General features: G+C 60.2%; 21 protein-coding genes. 11 read left to right on the top strand and 10 right to left on the bottom strand.

The features are described from left to right. Positions 1–17 precede the first annotated feature (17 nt). Positions 18–854 carry a S1-like domain-containing RNA-binding protein gene (locus E4O97_RS06460; RefSeq protein ID WP_019820451.1) on the top strand — a complete coding sequence of 279 codons (837 nt, stop codon included), beginning with the start codon at positions 18–20 and terminating at the stop codon, positions 852–854. 112 nt (positions 855–966) lie between these two features. Then, a complete protein-coding gene (locus E4O97_RS06455; protein ID WP_248131070.1) occupies positions 967–1,365 on the top strand; it encodes a DUF2177 family protein in 399 nt (132 codons plus the stop codon). Here E4O97_RS06455 and E4O97_RS06450 read toward each other — a convergent pair. Further along, positions 1,309–2,487 (bottom strand): MFS transporter, encoded by a 1,179-nt coding sequence (locus tag E4O97_RS06450; RefSeq protein ID WP_248160979.1) that lies wholly within the window; start codon positions 2,485–2,487, stop codon positions 1,309–1,311. The genes E4O97_RS06455 and E4O97_RS06450 overlap by 57 nt on opposite strands. A 104-nt stretch (positions 2,488–2,591) precedes the next feature. Between E4O97_RS06450 and E4O97_RS06445 the strand changes: the two genes are divergently transcribed. Together E4O97_RS06445 and E4O97_RS27515 are read left to right on the top strand one after the other, a co-directional pair. Beyond that, entirely contained in the window at positions 2,592–3,485 is an 894-nt protein-coding gene (locus E4O97_RS06445) for a LysR family transcriptional regulator (protein WP_032880001.1), read from the top strand. A gap of 142 nt (positions 3,486–3,627) precedes the next feature. Next, the gene (locus tag E4O97_RS27515) at positions 3,628–3,750 is read left to right on the top strand and encodes a PA1414 family protein (protein WP_003193089.1); all 123 of its coding nucleotides are present in this window, start codon (positions 3,628–3,630) and stop codon (positions 3,748–3,750) included. A gap of 189 nt (positions 3,751–3,939) precedes the next feature. Here the strand turns inward: E4O97_RS27515 and E4O97_RS06440 are convergent, their stop codons facing one another. Both E4O97_RS06440 and speB read right to left on the bottom strand, forming a co-directional pair. After that, complete coding sequence (locus E4O97_RS06440) at positions 3,940–5,322, bottom strand: sodium:solute symporter (protein ID WP_032880003.1); 1,383 nt, start codon at positions 5,320–5,322, stop codon at positions 3,940–3,942. Between the two features lie 131 nt (positions 5,323–5,453). Continuing rightward, a complete protein-coding gene (speB, locus tag E4O97_RS06435; protein ID WP_032880005.1) occupies positions 5,454–6,404 on the bottom strand; it encodes an agmatinase in 951 nt (316 codons plus the stop codon). Positions 6,405–6,553: 149 nt separating this feature from the next. On the opposite strand from speB, the gene E4O97_RS06430 reads away from it, so the two are divergent. The 7 genes from E4O97_RS06430 (at position 6,554) to E4O97_RS06400 (ending at position 14,470) form a co-directional block, all read left to right on the top strand. Further along, complete coding sequence (locus E4O97_RS06430; RefSeq protein ID WP_005790200.1) at positions 6,554–7,447, top strand: LysR family transcriptional regulator; 894 nt, start codon at positions 6,554–6,556, stop codon at positions 7,445–7,447. A 7-nt stretch (positions 7,448–7,454) separates the two neighbouring features. Beyond that, positions 7,455–8,060 (top strand): DTW domain-containing protein, encoded by a 606-nt coding sequence (locus E4O97_RS06425; protein ID WP_032880007.1) that lies wholly within the window; start codon positions 7,455–7,457, stop codon positions 8,058–8,060. A gap of 231 nt (positions 8,061–8,291) precedes the next feature. Then, on the top strand, positions 8,292–9,194 hold the full coding sequence (gene cysM, locus E4O97_RS06420; protein ID WP_003193080.1) for a cysteine synthase CysM: 903 nt from the start codon (positions 8,292–8,294) through the stop codon (positions 9,192–9,194). After that, positions 9,194–10,546: a 23S rRNA (uracil(1939)-C(5))-methyltransferase RlmD gene (gene rlmD, locus E4O97_RS06415; protein WP_078821996.1), complete on the top strand. Its 1,353-nt coding sequence runs from the start codon at positions 9,194–9,196 to the stop codon at positions 10,544–10,546. Before cysM ends, rlmD begins: the two co-directional genes overlap by 1 nt. Before the next feature lie 121 nt (positions 10,547–10,667). Further along, complete coding sequence (gene relA / locus E4O97_RS06410) at positions 10,668–12,911, top strand: GTP diphosphokinase (protein ID WP_032880009.1); 2,244 nt, start codon at positions 10,668–10,670, stop codon at positions 12,909–12,911. Positions 12,912–13,065: 154 nt separating this feature from the next. Beyond that, positions 13,066–13,899 carry a nucleoside triphosphate pyrophosphohydrolase gene (gene mazG, locus E4O97_RS06405; RefSeq protein ID WP_032880011.1) on the top strand — a complete coding sequence of 278 codons (834 nt, stop codon included), beginning with the start codon at positions 13,066–13,068 and terminating at the stop codon, positions 13,897–13,899. 25 nt (positions 13,900–13,924) lie between these two features. Next, on the top strand, positions 13,925–14,470 hold the full coding sequence (locus E4O97_RS06400; protein WP_014719402.1) for a DUF2058 domain-containing protein: 546 nt from the start codon (positions 13,925–13,927) through the stop codon (positions 14,468–14,470). Positions 14,471–14,536: 66 nt separating this feature from the next. Here the strand turns inward: E4O97_RS06400 and E4O97_RS06395 are convergent, their stop codons facing one another. The 7 genes from E4O97_RS06395 to purM all read right to left on the bottom strand — a co-directional run bounded on the left by E4O97_RS06395 (position 14,537) and on the right by purM (position 22,966). Beyond that, positions 14,537–16,642, bottom strand: a complete 2,106-nt coding sequence (locus E4O97_RS06395; RefSeq protein WP_078821994.1) for a TonB-dependent receptor — start codon at positions 16,640–16,642, stop codon at positions 14,537–14,539. Beyond that, positions 16,639–17,865 (bottom strand): MFS transporter, encoded by a 1,227-nt coding sequence (locus tag E4O97_RS06390; protein ID WP_078821993.1) that lies wholly within the window; start codon positions 17,863–17,865, stop codon positions 16,639–16,641. Before E4O97_RS06390 ends, E4O97_RS06395 begins: the two co-directional genes overlap by 4 nt. After that, positions 17,855–19,780 carry an IucA/IucC family protein gene (locus E4O97_RS06385; protein ID WP_248160978.1) on the bottom strand — a complete coding sequence of 642 codons (1,926 nt, stop codon included), beginning with the start codon at positions 19,778–19,780 and terminating at the stop codon, positions 17,855–17,857. The genes E4O97_RS06390 and E4O97_RS06385 overlap by 11 nt, the downstream gene beginning before the upstream one ends. 188 nt (positions 19,781–19,968) lie before the next feature. Beyond that, complete coding sequence (locus E4O97_RS06380; protein WP_003193064.1) at positions 19,969–20,157, bottom strand: hypothetical protein; 189 nt, start codon at positions 20,155–20,157, stop codon at positions 19,969–19,971. A 378-nt stretch (positions 20,158–20,535) separates the two neighbouring features. Beyond that, on the bottom strand, positions 20,536–21,249 hold the full coding sequence (locus E4O97_RS06375; protein ID WP_032880017.1) for a DUF3108 domain-containing protein: 714 nt from the start codon (positions 21,247–21,249) through the stop codon (positions 20,536–20,538). Positions 21,250–21,257: 8 nt separating this feature from the next. Beyond that, entirely contained in the window at positions 21,258–21,908 is a 651-nt protein-coding gene (gene purN, locus E4O97_RS06370) for a phosphoribosylglycinamide formyltransferase (protein ID WP_248160977.1), read from the bottom strand. Further along, positions 21,908–22,966 carry a phosphoribosylformylglycinamidine cyclo-ligase gene (gene purM / locus E4O97_RS06365; protein WP_248160976.1) on the bottom strand — a complete coding sequence of 353 codons (1,059 nt, stop codon included), beginning with the start codon at positions 22,964–22,966 and terminating at the stop codon, positions 21,908–21,910. Before purM ends, purN begins: the two co-directional genes overlap by 1 nt. Positions 22,967–23,313 lie beyond the last annotated feature (347 nt).

The following is a 23,313-nucleotide window of genomic DNA, read 5'->3' as shown; positions in this document are numbered from 1 at the left end:
CAATGAGGGTATTGGAAATGGCTTTAGTCGGGCGCTACAACAGCTTGCAAGTGGTCAAGCACACTAACTTTGGTTTGTACCTCGATGGTGCGCAAGATGGGGAAATCCTCTTGCCTAATCGGTATATCCCTAAAGATATTCCCAGTGAAGATGAAGACTGGCTCAATGTTTTCATTTACTTGGACAGCGATGACAAACTTATCGCCACCACTGAAAAACCCAAAGTTCAAGTCGGCGAATTTGCCAGTTTGAAAGTTGTGGAAGTCAACAGTATCGGGGTGTTCCTCGACTGGGGCCTGCCAAAGGATCTGCTGCTGCCGTATTCGGAAGAAAAGCGCCAGCTGACGGCGGGTGAATATTGCGTGGTGCACGTCTACCTCGACAAGCACACCAAGCGCATCACCGCCACCGCACGTCTTGACCGTTACCTGGACAAGACGCCAGCCAACTACCAGGTGGGCCAGGAAGTCGATCTGTTGGTGGCTGAAGCCACGGACATGGGTTTCAAGGCAATCATCAACAACAAGCACTGGGGCCTGATCCACAAGAACGAAGTGTTCAAGTTCCTGCGCCCGGGCAAGGAAGAAAAAGGCTTCATCAAGGAGATTCGCGCCGATGGCAACATCAGCCTGAGCCTGCAACCGGTCGGCCAGGAAGCGGCCTCCAGCCTCAACTCCAAGATCCTCGCCAAGTTGCGTGACAACAACGGCACCCTGCCGGTCAGCGACAAAAGCGATCCGGCGGTGATCAGCAACTTGTTCGGCGTCAGCAAAGGCAACTTTAAAAAGGCCATTGGTGCGCTCTACAAGCAAGGCCAGATCGTGATTCACGCTGACCGCATTGAACTAAGCTGATCGCGCCTGGCTCTTTGTAGGAGCGAGCGTGCTCGCGAAAATATTCCAGGCGCAGTGTGGCGTTGGATGTACGTTTTTCGCGAGCAAGCTCGCTCCTACAAAGGCTCGTGTCATGTCCAAGAAACCACTCTTCGCCTACCTCGGCACCTTGTTTACCTTCCTGGTCCTCGACGGCCTCTGGCTCGGCGTGTTGATGGGCCCCACCTACAAATCCCTGCTCGGCCCGCTGATGCTTGATCAGCCGCGCCTTTTGCCTGCGGTGTTGTTCTATTTGCTGTATGTCCTCGGTTGTGTGGTGTTCGTGGTCTTGCCCAGTGCCAGTTGGCAACGTGCTGCGCGGTTGGGCGCACTGCTGGGCCTGGTGGCCTATGGCACTTATGATTTGAGCAATTGGGCCACGCTTCAGGGCTGGTCCGCCGGGCTCGCGGTGATGGACATGGCGTGGGGCACCTGTTTAACCGCCCTGTGCTGCACCGTCGGCCACCTGTGTGCACGGCGTGTGCATCGGTAGTTGGCGGTTGATCAAGACCGAGCCTGCCACCAACAACCCGGCACCGGCGACGATCAACGCCGGGTGCAGACCACCACTGAGGTGACTGCTCATCGAGGCCAGTAGCGGACCGCTCAGTTGGCCGATGGCAAAGCTGGCGGTCAGTAGCCCTGTGCTGCGTTGGTAGCCGTTGGGTGCAACCTCGCGCAGGCGCGCCATTACCAGTTGCATGCAGGCCAGGAAGGGCGCGCCGCACAACAACACGCCCAGCGCAAGGCCCCAACTGTTACCGAGCAGGCAGGCGAAGACCCCGGCCGCTTGCAGCCACAAGGTCACCATCAGCCATCGGCGCGTGGTGTCCGGGCTCTTGCGGCGCAGACTTGCCACCACCACACCTACAGCGGCAGCCAGGCCGAAGCAGGGCCAGAACAGATCGGCCTGCCAGGCTCCGTTGAACTGTGCGTTGGCCATCTGCGACAGAAAGGTCGCGGGGATGATGTAGCCCAGGCCGAACAGGAAATAGATCCAGCACAGATGCGCGATGCTGCCGTTGTTGCTTGCACGGGTTTCAGCATGCGCCGTGAGGGTTGGCTTGGGTAAAAAGGGCAGGATCGCCAGCAGCATCACCAGGGCAACGATGCCGTAGACCAGCCACAGCATGGCGGAGCCTTGCCCCAGCAAGTTCGAGCCCAGCGCCAGCAGCCCCGTCAGCGCGATCCCAAGTCCCGGCCCGGCAAATACCAGCGCACCCAGACGCGGCCGGCCGGCGGCGATCGCCAGCGGCTGGCTCAGGCTGGTAATCATCACCAGAGCCCAGGCGCTGGCCACGCCGGTTCCGAAGCGCAACAGCAAGTGCGGCCAGAACCCATGGGCCCAGTACGACGCCAGCGTCAGCAGGACGCAGAGCCACAACCCGCCATAAAGGCGGCCGCGTACATGATGATGGCTGCGAGCAAAGATCGAATCCACCGCGCCCACACAGTAGCCCAAGTAATTGGCGGCCGCGATCAGCCCGGCATCCGCCAGGTCGACCTGACCTTCGCTGAGTAAATGCGGCATTTGCGGGGTCAGGGCGAAGCGGCCAATGCCCATGGCCATCATCAGGGCGATAAGGCTGGCGAGTAAACGAATCTGCGGTGACATGCTTAGGTTTCCTACAGGAAAGCGAATGACTTGTAGGCTAAGGCGGATTGACTTTCTGTAAAATTGAATAATAGTGAGTAACTTGTTCAGTTTTGGAGAAAGGTATGGAGTTCAGTCAATTGCGGATTTTCCAGGCCGTGGCGGAAGAGGGCTCCATCACCCGCGCCGCTGAACGTTTGCACCGCGTGCCATCGAACTTGTCGACCCGCCTCAAGCAGATGGAGGAGCAACTGGGAGTCGAGCTGTTTGTGCGTGAGCGCCAGCGGTTGCAGCTTTCTCCTGCGGGTAAAGTGCTGCTGGACTACAGCACTCGGCTGCTGGCGCTGCATGACGAAGCTCACAGCGCCGTACAAGGCGGGCAACCGGCTGGTGATTTTGTGCTGGGCAGCATGTACAGCACCGCCGCGGTGCATTTGCCCAAGCTGCTGGCGCGCTATCACAGGACTTACCCCATGGTGAACCTGCAAGTGCAGTCGGCGCCCAGCGGGGAGCTGCTGGAAGGTTTGATTACCGGACGGCTGGACGCAGCGTTTGTGGACGGTCCGCTGACCATCGCGACCCTGGATGGCGTACCGTTGTGCGAAGAGCGCCTGGTATTGATTTGCGAAGCCGATCACCCACCGGTGCGCGGGCCCCAGGACGTTGCCGGACGATCTGTGTTCACGTTCCGACGCAGCTGCGCCTATCGCACGCGCCTGGAAACCTGGTTTTCCCACGAGCATGTGGCCATGGGGCGGGCTATCGAGATCGAGTCCTATCAAGGGATGCTCGCGTGTGTGATCGCCGGTTCGGGGGTGGCGTTGATGTCGCAATCGATGCTCGACAGCCTGCCAGGCAAGGACAGCGTGTCCGTTCATCCGCTGACCGGGCCTTTTGCCACTGCGACCACCTGGCTGATGTGGCGAAAGGGTATGCTCGGCGCTAACCTCAATGCATGGATCGACCTGCAGCACGAAGGCAGCCCGGCAAGCCTGGCAGATACGCGCGCCATCGCTTGAGCGATTCGTCAGGATTTGGATCAATCCAGTAATAGTTAGTTGTGGTTTCGTTCAAGCATTACCTAGGACTTAGGGCTACTATCTCTGTAGGAAACGGCGACAAAACTCACGCCGACCAGCACTACCCTCAAAGGGGGCAACCATGAAAGAGAAAATCCAAAACTGGCTCCACGATCTTGGCGTTGCGCTGGGCTTGATCGAGCCCCCGCTGCAACCGGTGCCGATCCGCACGGACGATGAGCAGCGCCGGCCCCGTCGCCGCTGAGTATCAGGCCCAAACAATATGGGAAATGTGGGAGCGGACTTGCTCGCGAATACGGTGCATCAGCCGGTAAATGGTTGAATGACACACCGCATTCGCGAGCAAGTCCGCTCCCACAATTATTTTGTGCAGGGCAAAAAAAACGGGTGCGAACACCAACGTCGCACCCGCTGAAGAAATTATCCTAATCGCTCAAGCCGCCCGAGCCGCCACGGTATCCGGTTTGCGCGACAACACACTCACCAGCACAAAACTCACCAGGGCTACCGCCAGGCTGCAGTAAATCGGTGTGTTTGCATCCAACCCATCCTTGAACATAAATACCAGCGCGGTTACGAAACCCAGCGCCATGGACGTGATCGCGCCCGAGGTGGTGGCTCGCTTCCAGAATATCGCGCCAATCAGAGGTACCAACATACCGCCCACCAACAGGTTATAGGCCAGGGTCAGCGCGCTGATCACGTCATTCACCACCAGTGCGATGCCCAATACGGCAACACCGGTCATCAGGGTGAACACGCGGTTGATGCCCAGGCTCGATTGCTTGCCACCGCGCAGCCGTGGCAGCAGGTCTTCGGTCAACACGGTGGACGCAGCGAGCAGGCCGGCGCTGGCGGTGGACATCATCGCCGCCAGGGCAGCCGCAATCACCAGGCCACGAATACCGTCCGGTAACGAGGCTTTGACGATGGCGGCAAAGGCATTGTTGACGTTATCCAGGTCCGGGATCAGCACGTGAGCCGCCATGCCAATCAGGGCGCAGGCCAGGCCGTAGAGAATGCAGTAGAAACCGGCGAAAGTGCCCGCGTACTGGGCGACCTTTTCATCACGGGCGGTGAATACTCGCTGCCAGATATCCTGGCCGATCAGGATGCCGAAGAAGTAGATCATGAAGTAAGTGATGATCGTGTCCCAACCGATCGCGGTAAAGCTGAAGTTCGACGCCGGCAGCTTGGCCACCAGTTCATCCCAGCCGCCGACGCGGTACAGGCAGATCGGCAGCAGGATGAACATCAGGCCGACGGTCTTGATCACAAATTGCACGATATCGGTCAGGGTCAGCGACCACATGCCACCGATGGTTGAATACACCACCACCACACCGCCGCCTACCAGCACCGACATCCAGAACGGCAAGTCGAACAGCACTTGCAATACGGTGCCGATTGCCAGGATCGAGGTCACGCCGATCATCAGTGCATAGGCCAGCATGATCACAGCGCTGGCCTGGCGCGCCATGGGGTTGTAGCGTTTTTCCAGGACCTGGGTCACGGTGAAGATTTTCAGCTTCAGCAGCGGCTTGGCCAGGAACAGGTTCAGCGCAATGATCCCGGCGCCCAGCGCGGCGCACAGCCAGAAACCTGAAATGCCGTGCACATAACCCAAGCGCACGGTGCCGACGGTGGAGGCGCCGCCCAATACCGTGGCGGCCATGGTGCCCATGTACAGCGATGGGCCGAGGTTACGGCCCGCCACCAGATAGTCTTCGTGGGTTTTGGCGCGGCGCATACCGTAGTAGCCAAGCACGAGCATACCGGCGGCGTAGATGAGTACGACGAATAAATCCAAAGCCATGACGGTGATTCTCCGATTATCTTTTTTATGGGCGATCAAGCGGCAGCCGGCTCGGTCAACACGCGAGCGAAGGTCAGGTATATCGTTGGACGGGGATCTGCGCGATCCCCTTGATTGTTATCGTGAAGGCATCAGCGATGCGCGACGCCAGGCAATACGCAGAGCATCTCGTACAGCAAGTTGGCGCCCAGCAGCGAGGTGTTGCCGGTGGTGTCATAGGGCGGCGAAACTTCCACCAGATCACAACCAATCAGGTCCAGGCCCTGGCAGCCACGGATGATCTCGATCGCCTGGATGGTGGTCAGCCCGCCGATTTCCGGGGTGCCGGTGCCGGGTGCCCAGGCGGGATCGATGCCGTCGATATCGAAGCTGAGGTACACCGGGCCGCCGCCGACTTTCTCCCGCACTTGGGCCATCAACGGGGCCAGGGAGTGGTGCCAGCATTCTTCGGCCTGGACCACGCGAAAGCCTTGCTTGCGGCTCCAGTTGAAGTCTTCAGCGGTGTAGCCCTGGGCACGCAGGCCGATCTGCACCACGCGGTCGCAATCGAGCAACCCTTCTTCCACGGCGCGGCGGAAGGTGGTGCCGTGGGCGATTTTTTCGCCGAACATATGGTCGTTGACGTCGGCATGGGCATCGATGTGCACCAGCCCGACCTTGCCGTGTTTCTTGTGGATCGCCCGCAGGATCGGCAGGGTGATGGTGTGGTCGCCGCCCAGGGTCAGGGGGATCACGTCGTGCTCGAGGATTTCATCGTAGGCCTCTTCGATGATGCGCACGGCGTCGAGCAGGTTGAAGGTGTTGATCGCCACGTCGCCGATGTCGGCCACTGACAGTGAGTCGAACGGTGCCGCCCCGGTGGCCATGTTGTAGGGGCGGATCATCACCGACTCGGCGCGGATTTCCCGAGGCCCGAAGCGTGTGCCGGCGCGCAGCGAGGTGCCGATATCCAGGGGCACGCCGATAAAGGCAGCGTCCAGACCCTTGGCCGTTTGCAGGTGGGGAAGACGCATCATGGTGGCGATGCCGGCGAAGCGCGGCATTTCGTTGCCGCCCAGTGGTTGGTGGAAAATCTTGTCCACGGGATTGCCTCATCGTTGTTTTGTTTATTGATGGCCGATTCTGCGAAAAGCCCGGGGCAGGAAGAATCGGCAGGGGCAAATACTTAGTTCAGATTTTTCTAAACTAATGCAGGGAGGTAGACTGCATGCATCCCTGTCCGGAACCGACCATGGCCAACGCCTTGCCCGACCTGAAACTCCTGCGCATCTTCGTCAGCGTCGTGCGCCACCAGGGGTTCGCCAATGCCCAGCACGAACTCAACCTGTCGACGTCGGCCATCAGCACGTATATGAGCCAACTCGAATCCGCGCTGGGCCTGGTGCTGTGCCATCGAGGACGTGGCGGCTTCAGCCTGACCAGCAAAGGCGAGCTGTTTCATCAGGAAACCCTGCGCCTGTTGGGCGAGCTCGAGGGCTTCGAGCAATACGCCGCCGCGCTCAAAGGCGAGTTGCGCGGCACGCTCAAGCTGGGCGTGCTTGATTCCACCGTCAGCGACAAGGCCCTGCCATTCGCCGAAGTGATTGGCGCCTACAGCCTGGAACATCCGGCGGTTCACCTGAATCTGTCGGTGATGAGCCCCTACGAACTGCAACTGGGCGTACAGGACAACCGCCTGGACCTGGCAATCGGTGCGTTCTCCAACCGTATGAGCGGGCTGATCTATATGCCGCTGTACCGCGAACAGCACTGGCTGTATTGCAGCAACCGGCACCCGCTGTTCAGCGAGCGGCGTATTCCCGAACAGGTCATCACTCAGCAACGTATGGTCGGCCGCGGCTACTGGAGCCAGGCCGAACTGGCGCGCCACGGCTTCAAACACAGCGCCGCGACCGTGGAAAGTATGGAAGCGCAGTTGATCCTGGTATTGTCCGGCGCCTACATCGGTTACCTGCCCGAACACTACGCCCAGGCCTGGGCCGACAAGGGTGACCTGCGCGTGTTACTGCCGGCGACCTTCGGCTACCAGGCGCCGTTCTCGATGATCATGCGCCGTGGTCGTAGCCGTGAACCGCTGATCCAGACCTTCCGCGACTTGCTCAAGACCCAGCTTAACCAGGCCTGAAAAAACCATGTCCAGACCCCAATGCCCGCAATGCTTGCGGCCGACCACTCATTGCCTCTGTGCACTGATCCCGACCCTCGACAGCCGCACTCGCGTGTTGCTGTTGCAGCACCCGAGCGAGGTCGGCCATGCGCTCAATACCGCGAGGTTGGCGGCGTTGGGCTTGAATAATGCGCAGTTGGTGGTGGGGGAGGTGTTTGATGATCTGGCGACGTTATTAAACCCGCCTGGTTATCGGGCGCGGCTGTTGTTTCCGGCGGATGACGCCGAGCCGCTGCGCGCTTATGCACCTGACGATCAGCCATTGTTATTGGTGGTTCCCGATGGCACCTGGCGCAAGGCGCGCAAGCTGTTGCACCTCAACCCTTTGCTGGCGGCGTTGCCCCGGGTGACATTGGCCCTAGGCGGCGTTTCCCGCTATCGCTTGCGCAAGGCGCCGGGGCCTGGTGCCTTGTCGACGGTTGAAGCAATCACGCAAGCGTTGCAGGTATTGGAAGCTCCACTATCGTTCGAGCCGCTGCTCAAACCCTTTGAAGCGCTGATCGAAGGGCAGATTGCTGCGATGGGGGATGAGGTATTCCAGAGAAATCATGGTGAAGGGCAGAAGGATTAGCAGGTTTGACGAGGCGCGCCCATCGGGAGCAAGCCCCCTCCCACAGTCGATCGCGTTCCTGCATAAAAATGCGGTCCAATGTGGGAGGGGGCTTGCCCCCGATGGAGCCCTCACAGTCAACACTTTAATGGCTTATGCCTTTAAGCCATAAGCACCGCACTTTGCGTGATATGGCCCGCCGGCCTTTCCCGGTATGATGTCCGCCCCCGCAGTCTGGATTGCGAATACGCCATGACCTTGCAGTACCCCACAATCGCCGATTGCGTCGGCAACACGCCCCTGGTCCGCTTGCAACGCATGGCGGGTGAAACCAGCAATACCCTGTTGCTCAAACTCGAAGGCAACAACCCGGCCGGCTCCGTCAAGGACCGCCCGGCGCTGTCGATGATCGCCCGCGCCGAGTTGCGCGGGCAGATCAAGCCAGGCGACACCCTGATTGAAGCCACCTCGGGTAACACCGGGATCGCCCTGGCCATGGCCGCCGCGATCAAAGGCTACAAGATGGTGCTGATCATGCCCGACAACGGCAGTGCCGAGCGCAAGGCGGCGATGACCGCTTACGGTGCCCAGCTGATCCTGGTCACCCAGGAAGAAGGCATGGAAGGCGCCCGTGACCTCGCCGAGCGTATGGCCGCCGAAGGCCGTGGCGTGGTGCTGGACCAGTTCGCCAACGGTGACAATCCCGAGGCGCACTACACCAGCACCGGCCCGGAAATCTGGCGCCAGACCCAGGGCACCATTACCCATTTCGTCAGTTCCATGGGCACCACCGGCACCATCATGGGCAACTCGCGCTACCTGAAGGAGCAGAACCCTGCGATCCAGATCGTCGGTCTGCAACCGATGGAAGGCGCGGCCATCCCCGGTATCCGCCGCTGGCCCGAAGAGTACTTGCCGAAGATCTACAACGCGACGCGAGTAGACCGCATCATCGACATGGCCCAGCGCGAAGCCGAAGACACTACGCGCCGTCTGGCCCGTGAAGAAGGCATCTTCTGCGGCGTGTCCTCCGGCGGCGCTGTGGCCGGTATGTTGCGCTTGTCCAAAGAAGTGGAAAACGCGGTGATCGTCGCGATCATCTGTGACCGAGGCGACCGCTACCTGTCGACCGGCATCTTCGACGAACCCAACTGATGGCCAAGCACGAGAGAGGCCTGCGCTTCCAGCCGACAGGCGGCAGCCGGGCCCCGCAGATCCCTGTGGGCAAGAAACAGCGCCTGACCATCGAGCGCCTGGCCAATGATGGCCGTGGCATTGTGTTCTTTGAAGGCCGCACCTGGTTTGTGAATGGTGCGCTGGCCGGCGAAGAAGTCGAAGCGCGGGTGTTGGGCGCCCACGGCAAAGTGGTTGAGGCCCGCACCGAGCGGGTGTTCAAGGCCAGTGAGCTACGGCGCCCGGCACCCTGCGCCCACGTTGGCCGCTGCGGCGGTTGCAGCGTGCAGCATCTGCCCCATGATCAGCAACTTGCCCTGAAACAGCGCATGCTCGCCGAGCAGTTGTCGCGGGTGGCAGGTGTCGAACCGCAAGAGTGGGCGCCGCCGTTGAGCGGGCCGGAGTTCGGTTACCGGCGTCGCGCCCGTGTGGCCGTACGTTGGGACGCCAAGGCGAAGAAACTCGAAGTGGGTTTTCGCGCCGTGGCCAGTCAGGACATCGTCGCTATCGACGATTGCCCGGTGCTGGTACAAGCCTTGCAACCGATCATGCAGCGCTTGCCGAATATGCTGCGTCGCCTGAGCAAACCGCAGGCGCTGGGGCATGTGGAGCTGTTCAGTGGTTCGTCCATCGCCGTTTTGCTGCGGCATATGGCACCGCTGTCCGAAGCAGACCTGCTCATCCTTAAAGAATTCTGTACCTTCCATGAGGCCCAATTGTGGCTGCATGGCGAGGGCCAGCCGGAACCTGCCGAGCCCGACCAGGCCCTGGGGTTTCGCCTGGATGCCTGGAATCTGGAACTGGCTTATCGGCCAGGAGATTTTGTGCAGGTCAACGCCGGGGTCAATCAGGCGATGGTTGCCCAGGCATTGGAGTGGCTGGCGCCACAAGCCGACGAACGGGTGTTGGACCTGTTTTGCGGCCTTGGCAACTTCGCCTTGCCGCTGGCGCGCCAGGTGCGCGAAGTGGTGGCGGTAGAGGGTGTGCAGACCATGGTGGACCGTGCGGCACTCAATGCCGCGAGCAACCATTTGCCTAACGTGCAGTTCTTTCAGGCCGACCTGTCTCAGCCTTTGACTGACGCGCCATGGGCCAAACAGGGCTTTTCTGCGGTACTCTTGGACCCACCCCGCGATGGTGCCCAAGAGGTTGTGCGCAAGCTCGCCACCCTTGGAGCCAAGCGCCTGGTGTATGTGTCCTGTAACCCAGCTACGCTGGCGCGGGACACGGTTGAGTTGGTCAAGCAAGGCTACCGGCTAAAGCGTGCCGGGATTCTCGACATGTTTCCGCAGACTGCGCATGTCGAGGCCATGGCGTTATTTGAAGCGGGCTAGGATGCCCGTTTAATCCGACTGGCCTGCGTTCTCCAAGGCCTTGGTACTGCTACGGAGCTCGCAGTAAAAGTCGGCGATGATTTTGGCGCATCAAAGGTGCGTCGTAGGGAAGGTAAGCAAGATGGTACAGGTGAGAGCACACCAGCCGATCAACACCGACGGCAGTATCAATCTCGAGGCATGGCTGGATCATGCCGTCAGTGTCGACCCGGCACTGGACCGTGAAGCCTTGAAAGCAGCCTGCGAGTTCGCTCGTGAGTCTGAGCAGCAAGACAATGCGGCCAAGAACCTGTGGGCCGAAGGCACTTCAAGCTTTCGCACCGGGTTGGAAATCGCCGAGATCCTCGCCGATCTCAAGCTGGATCAGGATTCGCTGATCGCCGCCGTGCTGTATCGCGGCGTGCGCGAGGGGCATATTCCGTTGGCAACCGTTGGCCAGCGCTTCGGCTCGGTGGTGACCAAGCTGATCGACGGCGTGCTGCGCATGGCGGCCATCAGTGCCAGCCTCAGCCCGCGCCAGTCGATGGTGCTGGGCACCCAGGGCCAGGTGGAAAACCTGCGCAAGATGCTGGTGGCGATGGTCGACGACGTGCGCGTCGCCCTGATCAAGCTGGCCGAGCGTACCTGCGCGATCCGTGCGGTGAAGACCGCCGACGACGAAAAGCGCAACCGCGTCGCCCGCGAAGTCTTCGACATCTACGCGCCGCTGGCCCACCGCCTGGGCATCGGCCACATCAAGTGGGAGCTGGAGGACCTGTCCTTTCGCTACCTGGAGCCGGACCAATATAAACAGATCGCCACGTTGCTGCACGAGCGGCGCCTGGATCGCGAGCGCTTTATCAGCGACGTGATGGGCCAGCTGCGTTCCGAGCTGCAGGCAACTGGCGTAGACGCCGACATCAGCGGCCGCGCCAAGCACATCTACTCGATCTGGCGCAAAATGCAGCGCAAGGGCCTGGCCTTCAGCCAGATCTATGACGTGCGGGCGGTGCGCGTGCTGGTGCCGGAAATGCGCGATTGCTACACCGCGCTGGGGATCGTTCACACCCTGTGGCGCCACATCCCCAAGGAGTTCGACGACTACATCGCCAACCCCAAGGAAAATGGCTACCGCTCGCTGCACACCGCGGTGATCGGCCCTGAAGGCAAGGTGCTGGAAGTGCAGATCCGCACCCACGCGATGCACGAAGAGGCCGAGCTGGGTGTGTGCGCGCACTGGCGCTACAAGGGCACCGACGTCAAGGCCGGGTCCAACCAGTACGAAGAGAAAATCTCCTGGCTGCGCCAAGTGCTGGAATGGCACGAAGAACTCGGCGACATCGGCGGGCTGGCCGAACAGCTGCGGGTGGATATCGAGCCGGACCGGGTCTATATCTTCACCCCCGACGGCCATGCCATCGACTTGCCCAAGGGCGCCACGCCGCTGGATTTTGCCTACCGCGTGCACACCGAAATCGGCCATAACTGCCGGGGCGCCAAGATCAACGGGCGCATCGTGCCGCTCAACTACAGCCTGCAAACCGGTGAACAGGTCGAGATCATCACCAGCAAGCACGGCACGCCGAGCCGCGACTGGCTGAACCCGAACCTGGGCTATATCACCACCTCGCGAGCACGGGCGAAGATCGTCCACTGGTTCAAATTGCAAGCGCGCGACCAGAACGTCGCCGCCGGCAAGACCCTGCTCGAACGCGAACTGGCGCGCCTGGGCCTGCCTCAGGTGGACTTCGACAAGCTGGCCGAAAAGGCCAACATGAAGATCGCCGAAGACATGTTCGCCGCCCTCGGTGCCGGTGACCTGCGCCTGGCGCAACTGGTCAACCTGGCCCAGCAACTGGTCGAGCCCGAGCGCGGCAACGAACAGCTGGAACTCATCCCACGCAAGGCCACGGGTTACAAACCGGGCAAGCGTGGCGATATCCAGATCCAGGGCGTGGGCAACCTGATGACGCAAATGGCCGGCTGCTGCCAGCCGTTGCCGGGCGACGCCATTGTCGGCTACATCACCCAGGGCCGTGGCGTGAGCATTCACCGCCAGGACTGCGCCTCGGTGCTGCAACTGGGCGGGCGCGAGCCGGAGCGGATCATCCAGGTCAGTTGGGGGCCGGTGCCGGTGCTCACTTACCCGGTGGACATCATCATCCGTGCCTACGATCGTTCCGGCTTGCTGCGTGACGTCTCGCAAGTGCTGCTCAACGAGCGGATCAACGTGCTGGCGGTCAACACCCGCTCGAACAAAGAGGACAACACGGCGTTGATGTCCCTGACCATCGAGATTCCGGGGTTGGACGCACTGGGACGGTTGCTTGGGAGGATTTCCCAGTTGCCGAATATCATCGAGACGCGGCGCAACCGCACCCCATGAATAGCTGGATGAACGCGAACTGAATTGTGTTAGCTGCTTCATGTGGGAGCTGGCTTGCCTGCGATAGCACCACCTCGGTTTAACTGAAGCACCGAGTCGCGAGCATCGCAGGCAAGCCAGCTCCCACATTGGATTTTCAGCGGAAAGAGATACGATGTATTCACTCGAAGACCTGCTGCACCTGATGAACCGCCTGCGCGACCCGCAATACGGCTGCCCGTGGGACATCAAGCAAACCTACGCGACCATCGTCCCGCACACGCTGGAGGAGGCCTATGAAGTGGCCGACGCCATCGAGCGCGGCGATTTCGATCACCTGCAAGGTGAGCTGGGCGACCTGCTGTTCCAAGTGGTGTATTACAGCCAACTGGCGCGGGAAGAAGGGCGCTTCGAATTTGCCGGCGTGATCGACAGCATCACCCGTAAGTTGATTCGCCGGCATCCTCACGTGTTCCCAACCGGCGACCTGTACGCACCGCTGGATATCCCGCAGTTGAGCGAAGAACAGGTCAAGGAGCGCTGGGAGCAGATCAAAGCTGAGGAGCGCGCAGAAAAGTCCGACGCTCCCGAGCAACTCTCCCTGCTCGATGATGTGCCCACCGCCTTACCTTCGTTGTCCCGTGCGGCCAAGTTGCAAAAGCGCGCCAGCCAGGTCGGTTTCGACTGGCCGGCCGCCTTGCCGGTGGTGGACAACGTGCGTGAAGAGTTGGATGAAGTGCTCGAAGCCATGGCCGATAACGATCCGCAGGCCATTGCCGATGAAGTCGGTGACCTGCTGTTTGCCGCCGTCAACCTGGCCCGTCACCTCAAGGTTGACCCGGAAACCGCACTGCGCGGTGCCAATGCCAAGTTCGAACGACGTTTCCGATTTATCGAACAGGCATTGCGCGATACGCACCAACCCATAGAAGATTGCACCCTCGAAGAGTTGGACGCCCTGTGGGGCGAAGCCAAACGCCAGGAAAAGAATGTGTCCAGCTGCGGTTGAGCAGCTGCCTAAGTGAGTAAGCACCATGAGCCTTTCCCTTCGCGACCAGTTGCTCAAAGCAGGTCTGGTCAACCAAAAGCAGGCCAAGCAGGTCGGCAAAGAGAAGCAGAAGCAGCAGCGTCTGGTCCACAAGGGCCAGGCCGAAGTCGATGATACCCAGGCACGCCTGGCCGCTGAGGCACACGCCGAGAAGGTCAAGCGTGACCAGGAGCTCAACCGCCAGCAGCAGGAAAAAGCCGAGGCCAAGGCGCGTACCGCCCAGGTCAAGCAGTTGATCGAAACCTCGCGCCTGCCCAAGTTGACCACCGAGGACTACTACAACTTTGTCGATGACAAGAAGGTCAAGCGCCTGTCGGTCAACACCTTGATGCGCAACAAGCTGAGCAACGGCTCTCTGGCTATCGTGCACCACGGTGGCGGCTACGAGGTTATCCCGCGTGAAGCGGCGCTCAAGATTCAGGAACGTGCACCGGAGCGCATCGTGCAGCTCAACATCCTCACCGAAAGCCAGGTGCCGGATGAGGATGATCCGTACGCCGCCTACCAGATCCCTGACGATCTGATGTGGTAAGCCGCTAGAAACGACAAACCCCGCCAAAAGGCGGGGTTTGTGTTTTAAGCGTGCAGCGTCAGCCGGTTACCAATCCACTGCGTAACTCAGGCTGAAGGTACGGCCCTCGGCATTCGGGTACGGTGCGCGGGCATTGGCCTGGGCGAACATGTTCTGGTAGTTGCGGTTGGTAAGGTTGTACACCGCACCTTCGAGGCGACCTACCGGTAGCCTTACCGAGCCCAGCAGGTCAACCAAGGTATAGCCCTGGATATCGCGACCGTTGTTGTCCTTGGCCGCCGCGTCATAGTCGGCCAGGCGCATCCCCTGCAAGCGCAGGCTGTAGTCGTCACGCTGATAGCCGACAAAAGCGGTGGTCTTGGCGGGGGAAATACGCGTGGCGGGCAGGTCGATCCATTTGCCGTTCTGCTGGGTCTCGCCCTTGGCGTAAGCGTAAGTACCGCCGACGGACCACTGGTCGTTGACGTTATAAGTCAGGCTGGTTTCGGCACCGCGCACGCGTTCTTTCTGATTGATCAGGCGCAATACACGGTCGTTGGCATCGTAGAACTGCGTGACATCCGAGGTGTTTTCATACGCGGTGACACTGGCCTGCCACTTGTCCCAGTCGCCACGCCAGCCCAGCTCGTAACTGTCGACTTTCAGAGCCTGGGCATTGAGGTCCTGAATATCGTATTTGCTGTTCACGTCACGCAGGAAGCGCTGGATATCCGGCAGGGAAAAGCCCTGGCTGAAGTTGACGAACACGTCCTGGTTTTCGGTCAGGTGATACACCGCCCCGAGGTTATACAGCGTGTCATCGTATTTGAGCGTGCCGCCGGGCAGTGTGGCGCGGTTGCCGGTCTGGACGATTTCGCCGTAGGCGATGCTGTCGGAGACTTTGCTCTCAATCCACTCGCGACGTATTCCACCGCGTAAGGTCCAGTCATCGATATCGTAGGACAGCTGACCAAAGATGGCTTTGGTGGTGGTCTCAATATCCGGGCCCAGTTCGAACGTGGTCCCGGTTTTGCTGTAGCTCAGGCCATTGACCCGGTATTGGTCGCCACGCTGGCGTGAGGTTTCATGATCATAGTCAGCCCCCCACACCAGGTTGCCGGTTGCCGGGCCGATGTCCGGCATCTGCGTATCGATCGCCGCACGCAGGCCATAGACATCCTGCACGCTGTTGTTGTCGGACACGCCTGCCCGACCCCGGGACAGGTCCGGGAAGAACAGGGCGTCGGCCCGCCGCCAGTAACTTTCGACCTGCAGGCCCTGGCCGTAGAAATCCTTATCGGCGTAGTTAAGGTTGACCGCCTGGTTATGGGTGTAGGGCTGGTCGCCCAGGTCCAGGCCTTTTACCGCGACTGCGTTGCTGGTGATGCGCGGGTTCTTGGTGTAGCGGGTGTCTTGTTCGTCTTTATAGTCTTGCAGCGACAGGCTGATCTTCTTGTCGTCATCGAGCTCGTAGCCGAAGCGACCTTGCAGGTCGTAGGTGTCGGTGTCCATGTTGCTGCCCTGGGACGTATCCTGGGGAATGCGCTTGCCGTTACCGTCGAACTGGTCGTTGCGCTGCACGGTATTGCCCGACAGATACCAGTCCACTGGACCCTTGCGCCCGGTAGCGCTTTGGAACGCCTCGTAAGCGAACCCCTTGTGGCTGAAGTTATTGCCGGCGGTCATGCCGATCTTGCTGCTGAAGGCCAGGTCCTCACCCTTGTTGCGCTTGGTGATGATGTTGATGATGCCGCCCGATGCGCCTGCGCCGTAGACGCTGCTGGCGCCGGAGATCACTTCGATGCGCTCGATGCTTTCCGGTGCCACGCTGTTGAGCTGGCGGAAGTTATCGCGCGTGGCGTTTTGTGAAACCCCATCGATCAGGATCAGGGTATTACGCCCGCGAAGCGTTTGGCCGAAGTTGCTCATGCCGCCGCTGGAAGGCGCAATGCCAGGCACCAGTTGGCCGAGGATATCTGCGACCCGACGCCCCGCGCCCGTTTGCTGGCGGATCTGTTCTTCGTTGATGACCTGCACGGAGCCTGGAATCTGCGCGATGCTGGTTTCATTGCGCGTCGCCGACACCACGGTCGCTTGCAACTGCAGGCTGGTCGGCTCTGTCTGTTCGGCCCAGGCGGGGGCACTGATCGAGCCGAGAAGCGGCAGCAGAACGGCCAATTGCGATGTGTTCATGGATTTGTCTCAGAGTTATTAGAAGTATTGACAGAAAAATCGGATGTCTCAGGCGCTCGCGTACATGAACGGATGGCGCGGATACTCACGGCGGCCAATGCGTAGGTCAGTGCGACCAGCCAGAAGCTGTGCGCCAGGCCCACCCATCCCATGCCGATACCGCCTATCAATGCGCCGCACAGCGCACCTGCTTTGGCGGCGCTGTTGCCCATGCCCAGGGCGAAACCCTGCTGGCTGGACGCTACGGTATTGGCGATCAGCGTGTAGGCCACGGGCAATAAAGCACCCTGCCACACGCCCCATAGCAGCCGGCTGGCGATGAACCCCAACCACTCACTGGCCAGCGCCGTGCCGGCCAGTGTGAGCGCGCACGCCCAGGTGACCCACTCGATGATGCGCAGCGTATGCGCTGGTTGATGTCGATCGAACAGGCGGCCCCATAACGGCGCGGACAGTGCCAGGGTCAAGGCGCTGGCGCCATAGCTGGCGCCGATCAGCCACGCGGGTGCCTGCAAAACCTCGGCAACATATAAGGCGTAAAACGGTTGCGGCATCATCCTGGCCGCCTGGATCAATACGATGATTCCCAACATTGCGCCCAGCCAGCCTTTGGGCAGTGCGACAGGCTTCGATGGGCGGGCAGGTCTGGATCGTGGTGAATCGCTGGGCAAGAACGCGCTGATTATCGCGCACAACAGGCAGACGGCGGTGGCGCTGTAGCACAGCAATGCGAAACCGGATATGTCCATCAGCCAGCCGCCCAATACCGGCCCGGCCAGAGAGCCTACGGCGGTGGCTGATTGCAGCCGCGCAAGAATGTGCCCGCGTCCACTCTCACCGCAGCAGGCCAGCGCGTAGGCTTGGGCAGCTGCAATGAAACCGGCCAATGCACCTTGCACCACGCGGATGACCACCAGCCACCACGGATCGGGCGTCATCGCAGCCAGCGCCTGGCACACCGCCAATGCCAGCAACGCCCGGATGATCATCGGCTTATGGCCGGTACGGTCGCCCAGTTTCCCCCACATGGGTGTGAGGATCATCGCTGCCATCATCGGCCCAGCATATACCAGCGAAGACAGCAGGCCGGTGTACTGGGCATTGGCGACGCCCAGCAGCTTCTGGATTTGCAGCGGCCAAAACGGCCCGCTCATCTCCATCGCCCCCATCGACACCAACTGAATCACCACCAGCAGCCGCAGCGCTGTGTTGTTAGTCGGCATTGGCGGCCGCGCCCAACGGGTTGGGCAGGCGTCCGACGATATCGGCATGACTCTCCAGCAGGCGCATGCGCATGAACGACTTGGCCGGCCACGGTTGCTCCAGCAGTGCTTCGCGCTCGGCTGCCCAGCGTTGCGGTTCAACCTGTGAGCGCAGGTTGTCGAAACACTGGCTGACCTGTGCCGACAGTTCATTCCAGAGCAGCGCCTGGGGGATGTCGAAGTGGCGCGCAGCAAGCAGGATCAACTCACCCAGATGGCACATGAATACGGTGTGCAGCAGTTTGTCCCGTACGAAACCTGCGTCGTCGTACAGCGTCATCTTCGGGTCGTGTAGTTCGATGTCCAGGCCGTGGGCGTGCAAGGTCTTGCGGTCGATACGGATATCGCCGAAATCGCGCAACAGCAGGCGGCTCAATTGCCCATCTGCAGTCATGACCATGAAGGAGTTCTGCTGATGGGCCTCGAAAGCGACGCCGTAACGCAAATACATGCCCAGCAGCGCCGGCACACTGATCGCCGCGTACTCATGGAAGAACGCGCGCATGGCCGCCGCATCGTCTTTGCCTTGGCTCAGGCGCACCCATTGGCGCAGCAGCGGCTGGCCGTGTTGATCAATGGCAAACAGGCTGCCCACCGGTACGGCCATTTCCCCGGGCTTGAGCTGGCTCTGGGGATTGTCGCGATAGAGCACCGCCAGGTGGCGGGAGTGCTCGTCATTGGCCGGTTGTGGCTTGAAATGCACACCGATACGCTCGGGAACGATGCTGAGGATTTTCTGAATCGCAGGCTCGCGCTCCAGGATGGTCAGCAGCAGGTGGCTGATCCGTGGGCCCATGCGCGCCGAGCGCGGTGAGACGGTGCGCTGCACGCTGGTCAGGCGCAGCGACACCGGCAGTTTGACCATGGGCGCATCGCAACGTCCGTCAGGCAATACGGTCCTGAATGACATGGTGGGGTGGGCGGTAAACGCGACGATATCGGTCAGCACCAGCAGCTTGTCGCCGATTGCATCGGCGAACAGCTGGGGCAGCTCCTGACGTGCCTGCCAGGGATGGGCAGACACCGGCAGATAATCGCCTGCTTCAAGGCCTTGTGCTTGAAGTGTCGCGGTTAATTGCTGCGCCGCGTGTGGAAAGTGACTGCTCCACCACTGCCAGTAATCCGCCGTCCCGGCCAACGTTTCGACATGGGCAAACTGGCGATGCAGCGCGCACAGCAGCACGGGGAAGCGTGCTTCGAACTCCGGCGAATAGTCGATGACTTGGCTGGTATCCAGGCCCAGCTTGGTCTTGTAGTTGGGGTGCCACGGGTGCCCCAATGTTCCCCACTGCTCAAGTACGGATGTCGGATTGATCGTGCCTGCACCGTGCTTGAGATGACTCAGCAGGTTGCCTTGATGTACTGGGTCCATGGACGCATGCAGCTTGAGCGTCCATTGCTCATGGAAAGCGAGGCACAAGGTGTCGTTGATGAAGCTGTCGTCGATCTCGGCATTGAGGCGGTTGAGCACTTCCAGGTCGGCAGGTGACGTGAGGCTGGCGTTAAGCAACGTCAACAACTGTGATGGGAACTGGATCTTCTGGTCGGGCTGACCTTCGCGCAACAGGATGACTTTGCCACGCAGGTCCCAGCTGACCATGCGGCCAGGACGCAAATGATCAAAGCGCAGGCGAGCCTGACAAGGCAGTGTCAGCGAGCATTGCCCATGTTCGTCGTAAATGAGGGTGCTGGGGTCCAGCAGGCTTTCACGAAACAATGCTTGGATCAGGCGTTGGAAGCTACGTTCAGCGGCAGGTGCCAGCGCATTGACCAAGTCGTCGAGGCTGATGTGGCTGGCCTGGAATTGCGCAGTGGCAAGCGCTTCGCTCCAGCGTTCCAGTAACGCGTTTTCCGGCTTCCTGCTATTTCCGTGCATCTAATTGATTCCCTAATCGTGAGCCTGAATGAAAGGCGCATGAATGATATCGAGAATCATTATTTGTGTGTGCTTTTGTTACATTAATTCATATCGAATTTTTGACAAAAAAACCGCGCTCGAAAAGCGCGGTTTTTGATGTAGACGGCCCGGCTGCGTGGGCCGGGCGTCGACTTGATTTCAGAGTTTCAGGAGCTTTTCGCCTGGCGTTGCAATTCGAGAGTTTCAAGCTCGTTTTTATAATTGTGGGCATCGCTCTCGTTGTGAAACATGCCGACCAATACGTCTTGCTGATGGACATCCCAGATGTGAATCCCGTGGCCTACCGCCTCGTGGGACATATGCTCATCGTCGCGTTCAGTTACTTTTACAGTCATCTGCTTGCTCCAATCTCTGGTTGATCTGCGGCAAGTCGTCGCAGGCCTCTGTTATATTATTTGTTAGCTTGCTAAGTAAACTGATTTTGCGCGCAATAATTCATTGCAGAAAACGCAACAATCGCGCAGGCCGCTAAACCCGTGGCATTCGGTCGCAGGGGCATGAGTTTTATGACAAAAGTTTCATGTTTGCTTCTAGCAATAAGACCTTTGTCGTCCCTACCACCGCTATCGGGAGCAAGCCCCCTCCCACATTTGAAATGCATTCCACTGTGGGAGGGGGCTTGCTCCCGATAGCGTCATAAGCTTCACAGTAAAATTTCCAGGCAAAAAAAAGCCCCGCATTCAGCGAGGCTCTCTTCCAGCTCATCAGCGCAATCAGCTGCCTTTGACGGCCTTACCGTCAACGGTGCCATCCTGCAGCATGATGTTGTATTCCTTGCCGTCGGTCTCAACCTGGCGCAGGGCAACCAGAATGCCGCCCTGGTCCTTGGCAAACCACATCTGCGTGATGCGCTTGCTCTGGGAGGGATCACGTACGCGTTCAACCTTGATCGCGTCAATGGAGCCTACCTTGGTCTGAACCTTTTCCGGGCCAATCACACGGAAGTCATAGGTATCGACATCAGTCCCTTCGGCCACTCGGTAGCTCATGCTCTTCTTGCCGGCAGCCACGTCGCGCTGAAGGGCGAGCTGATACGTGGACTTGTCGAGCATGCCGCTTTCGAGGGTGACGTTGACCGGATCCTTGTTTTCAAAGCCGGTGATTTTCTTGTTCGCCTGGTCGAAATCCAGGTTGATCTTCTTGGCCTTGCCCAAACCGCCGCGCTCGAAGCTGTAGCTCTTGGGTTGCAGGGTGTCCTTGTCGAACAGGATCACGCTGGTTTCGGTCAGGCTGGCAATCATCATCGAGGCCTTGAAGTTCAAGGTCCAGGTGCCGTCGCCGTTTTTGGTCAGGCTGCGTTCAGCCGAACCACTCATGGGCAGTTGCTTCCAGTCGGCGGTGTAGCTGACGGAGAAAGGGTGAAGGTCTGCCGCTTGTACGGCAGGCAAAGCGAACAGCGCAAAAGCGAAGAGCAGGGCGCGACGCATAAAATCTCCTAGGTTCGAATCAAGTGGCCGCTGGCCGCGAGTAACTGACCGTCCAATAATGCACCCTGGTCACCAAGAATCAACCGTCCCTCGGCAAACCAGCGAACAGCCAGCGGGTAAATCCTGTGTTCCTGGGTATGAACCCGTTGCGCAAGCGTCTGCGCCGAGTCGCCTGACTCTACCGGAACCACTGCCTGTACGACCAGAGGCCCGCCATCGAGTTCCTCGGTGACAAAGTGCACGCTGCAGCCATGCTCGCTGTCGCCGGCGTCGAGGGCGCGCTGATGGGTGTGCATGCCTTTGTACTTGGGCAGCAGGGAAGGGTGGATATTGAGCAGGCGCCCTTCGTATTGCCGCACGAAATCAGCACTGAGGATGCGCATGAAGCCGGCAAGCACGACGAGCTTGGGTTTGAAGGCGTCGATCAGTTCGACCAGGGCGCGGTCGAAGGCCTCGCGGCCGTCGAACGCCTTGTGATCCAGCGAGCGGGTGTCGATACCCGCATCCCTGGCGCGTTGCAGGCCGTAGGCGTCGCTGCGGTTGGAAATCACCGCAGCGATGCGCACCGGGCTGTCGCCGCTGCGCGTGCTATCGATCAGGGCCTGCAAGTTACTGCCGGTGCCGGAGAGCAGCACCACGACATCACAGGTTGCAGGCATCAGTGCGCCTTAAGGTTCTTCAGTTCAACCTGGGCTGCGCCTTCTGGAGCAGTGGCGATCTGGCCGATGACCCAAGGTTGCTCGCCGGCTTCACGCAATACGTTCAGCGCGGTTTCAACGTGCTCTTGCGCCACGCAGATGACCATGCCCACGCCGCAGTTCAGCACGCGGTGCATCTCGGTTTCGTTGACGTTGCCTTTCTCTTGCAGCCAATCGAAGACTGCCGGGCGCTGCCAGCTGGCCACGTCGACAATCGCCTGGGCGCCTTTTGGCAGGACGCGCGGGATGTTGTCCAGCAGACCGCCGCCGGTGATGTGGGCCATGGCCTTGACGGCGCCGGTGTCCTTGATCAGCTTGAGCAGTGGCTTGACGTAAATGCGGGTCGGGGCCATCAGCAGGTCGGTCAGAGGCTTGCCGTCGAGCTGGATGTTCTCGATGTCGGCGCCGGACACTTCGATGATCTTGCGGATCAGCGAGTAACCATTGGAGTGCGGGCCGGACGATGGCAGGGCGAGCAGGGCGTCGCCGGCAGCCACTTTGGAGCCGTCGATGATCTCGGCTTTTTCCACGACGCCGACGCAGAAACCGGCCAGGTCGTAGTCTTCGCCTTCGTACATGCCTGGCATTTCAGCGGTTTCGCCGCCGACCAGCGAGCACCCCGACAGTTCGCAGCCGGCGCCGATGCCGGTGACCACCTGGGTTGCGGTTTCGACATTGAGCTTGCCGGTGGCGTAGTAGTCGAGGAAGAACAACGGCGCGGCGCCGCACACCACCAGGTCGTTGACGCACATGGCAACCAGGTCGATGCCGATGCTGTCGTGCTTGTTCAGGTTCAGGGCCAGGCGCAGCTTGGTGCCTACGCCGTCGGTGCCGGACACCAGTACAGGCTGCTTGTAGCCGGCCGGGATTTCGCAGAGGGCGCCAAAACCGCCCAGGCCGCCCATGACTTCAGGGCGCGCAGTGCGCTTGGCGACGCTCTTGATGCGTTCGACCAATGCTTCACCGGCGTCGATGTCTACACCGGCGTCCTTGTAGCTCAGGGAGGGTTGCTTGCTCATGATCCAGGCCTTTAGGGGGGGATTCAGGGGTAACGACCGAGCGGGCGGGCGCTTTTTAAAAAGGCCGCTGCCGTTGACGGTCTGCGAAGGCGCGCGATTTTATCAGGCTTGAAGGGCAGCGGCCATCCTCGGGCCGACGGGCAGGGCCATATAGATTAAAAAAGCCGGTTAAAAAATGCTGATCGGCTCTGCCAAGCGGCGTATTAAGGTATAGCCTTGAACCCGCTATCGTTATGACAGTACAAAAACTTACCGAGGCCCTGTGAATGTTTTGCCGGGTGCTGTGGTCACAGCCTGGCTAAACCGATTCACGCGGTCTGTTCCAGCCGCTAAATTTGTCGTTCGGG

This window comes from Pseudomonas sp. W15Feb34 (assembly GCF_023127765.1).
GTDB lineage: Bacteria > Pseudomonadota > Gammaproteobacteria > Pseudomonadales > Pseudomonadaceae > Aquipseudomonas > Aquipseudomonas synxantha_A.
The sequence above is the reverse complement of the archived record's forward strand: the minus strand, read 5'-3'. Positions and strand labels throughout refer to the sequence as shown.

What these genes read in the sequence shown, in the direction of transcription:
- E4O97_RS06460 (WP_019820451.1), top strand. Translation starts at nt 18, where the DNA reads ATGGCTTTAGTCGGGCGCTACAACAGCTTGCAAGTGGTCAAGCACACT.
- E4O97_RS06455 (WP_248131070.1), top strand. Translation starts at nt 967, where the DNA reads ATGTCCAAGAAACCACTCTTCGCCTACCTCGGCACCTTGTTTACCTTC.
- E4O97_RS06450 (WP_248160979.1), bottom strand. Translation starts at nt 2,487, where the DNA reads ATGTCACCGCAGATTCGTTTACTCGCCAGCCTTATCGCCCTGATGATG.
- E4O97_RS06445 (WP_032880001.1), top strand. Translation starts at nt 2,592, where the DNA reads ATGGAGTTCAGTCAATTGCGGATTTTCCAGGCCGTGGCGGAAGAGGGC.
- E4O97_RS27515 (WP_003193089.1), top strand. Translation starts at nt 3,628, where the DNA reads ATGAAAGAGAAAATCCAAAACTGGCTCCACGATCTTGGCGTTGCGCTG.
- E4O97_RS06440 (WP_032880003.1), bottom strand. Translation starts at nt 5,322, where the DNA reads ATGGCTTTGGATTTATTCGTCGTACTCATCTACGCCGCCGGTATGCTC.
- E4O97_RS06430 (WP_005790200.1), top strand. Translation starts at nt 6,554, where the DNA reads ATGGCCAACGCCTTGCCCGACCTGAAACTCCTGCGCATCTTCGTCAGC.
- E4O97_RS06425 (WP_032880007.1), top strand. Translation starts at nt 7,455, where the DNA reads ATGTCCAGACCCCAATGCCCGCAATGCTTGCGGCCGACCACTCATTGC.
- cysM (WP_003193080.1), top strand. Translation starts at nt 8,292, where the DNA reads ATGACCTTGCAGTACCCCACAATCGCCGATTGCGTCGGCAACACGCCC.
- rlmD (WP_078821996.1), top strand. Translation starts at nt 9,194, where the DNA reads ATGGCCAAGCACGAGAGAGGCCTGCGCTTCCAGCCGACAGGCGGCAGC.
- relA (WP_032880009.1), top strand. Translation starts at nt 10,668, where the DNA reads ATGGTACAGGTGAGAGCACACCAGCCGATCAACACCGACGGCAGTATC.
- mazG (WP_032880011.1), top strand. Translation starts at nt 13,066, where the DNA reads ATGTATTCACTCGAAGACCTGCTGCACCTGATGAACCGCCTGCGCGAC.
- E4O97_RS06400 (WP_014719402.1), top strand. Translation starts at nt 13,925, where the DNA reads ATGAGCCTTTCCCTTCGCGACCAGTTGCTCAAAGCAGGTCTGGTCAAC.
- E4O97_RS06395 (WP_078821994.1), bottom strand. Translation starts at nt 16,642, where the DNA reads ATGAACACATCGCAATTGGCCGTTCTGCTGCCGCTTCTCGGCTCGATC.
- E4O97_RS06390 (WP_078821993.1), bottom strand. Translation starts at nt 17,865, where the DNA reads ATGCCGACTAACAACACAGCGCTGCGGCTGCTGGTGGTGATTCAGTTG.
- E4O97_RS06385 (WP_248160978.1), bottom strand. Translation starts at nt 19,780, where the DNA reads ATGCACGGAAATAGCAGGAAGCCGGAAAACGCGTTACTGGAACGCTGG.
- E4O97_RS06380 (WP_003193064.1), bottom strand. Translation starts at nt 20,157, where the DNA reads ATGACTGTAAAAGTAACTGAACGCGACGATGAGCATATGTCCCACGAG.
- E4O97_RS06375 (WP_032880017.1), bottom strand. Translation starts at nt 21,249, where the DNA reads ATGCGTCGCGCCCTGCTCTTCGCTTTTGCGCTGTTCGCTTTGCCTGCC.
- purN (WP_248160977.1), bottom strand. Translation starts at nt 21,908, where the DNA reads ATGCCTGCAACCTGTGATGTCGTGGTGCTGCTCTCCGGCACCGGCAGT.
- purM (WP_248160976.1), bottom strand. Translation starts at nt 22,966, where the DNA reads ATGAGCAAGCAACCCTCCCTGAGCTACAAGGACGCCGGTGTAGACATC.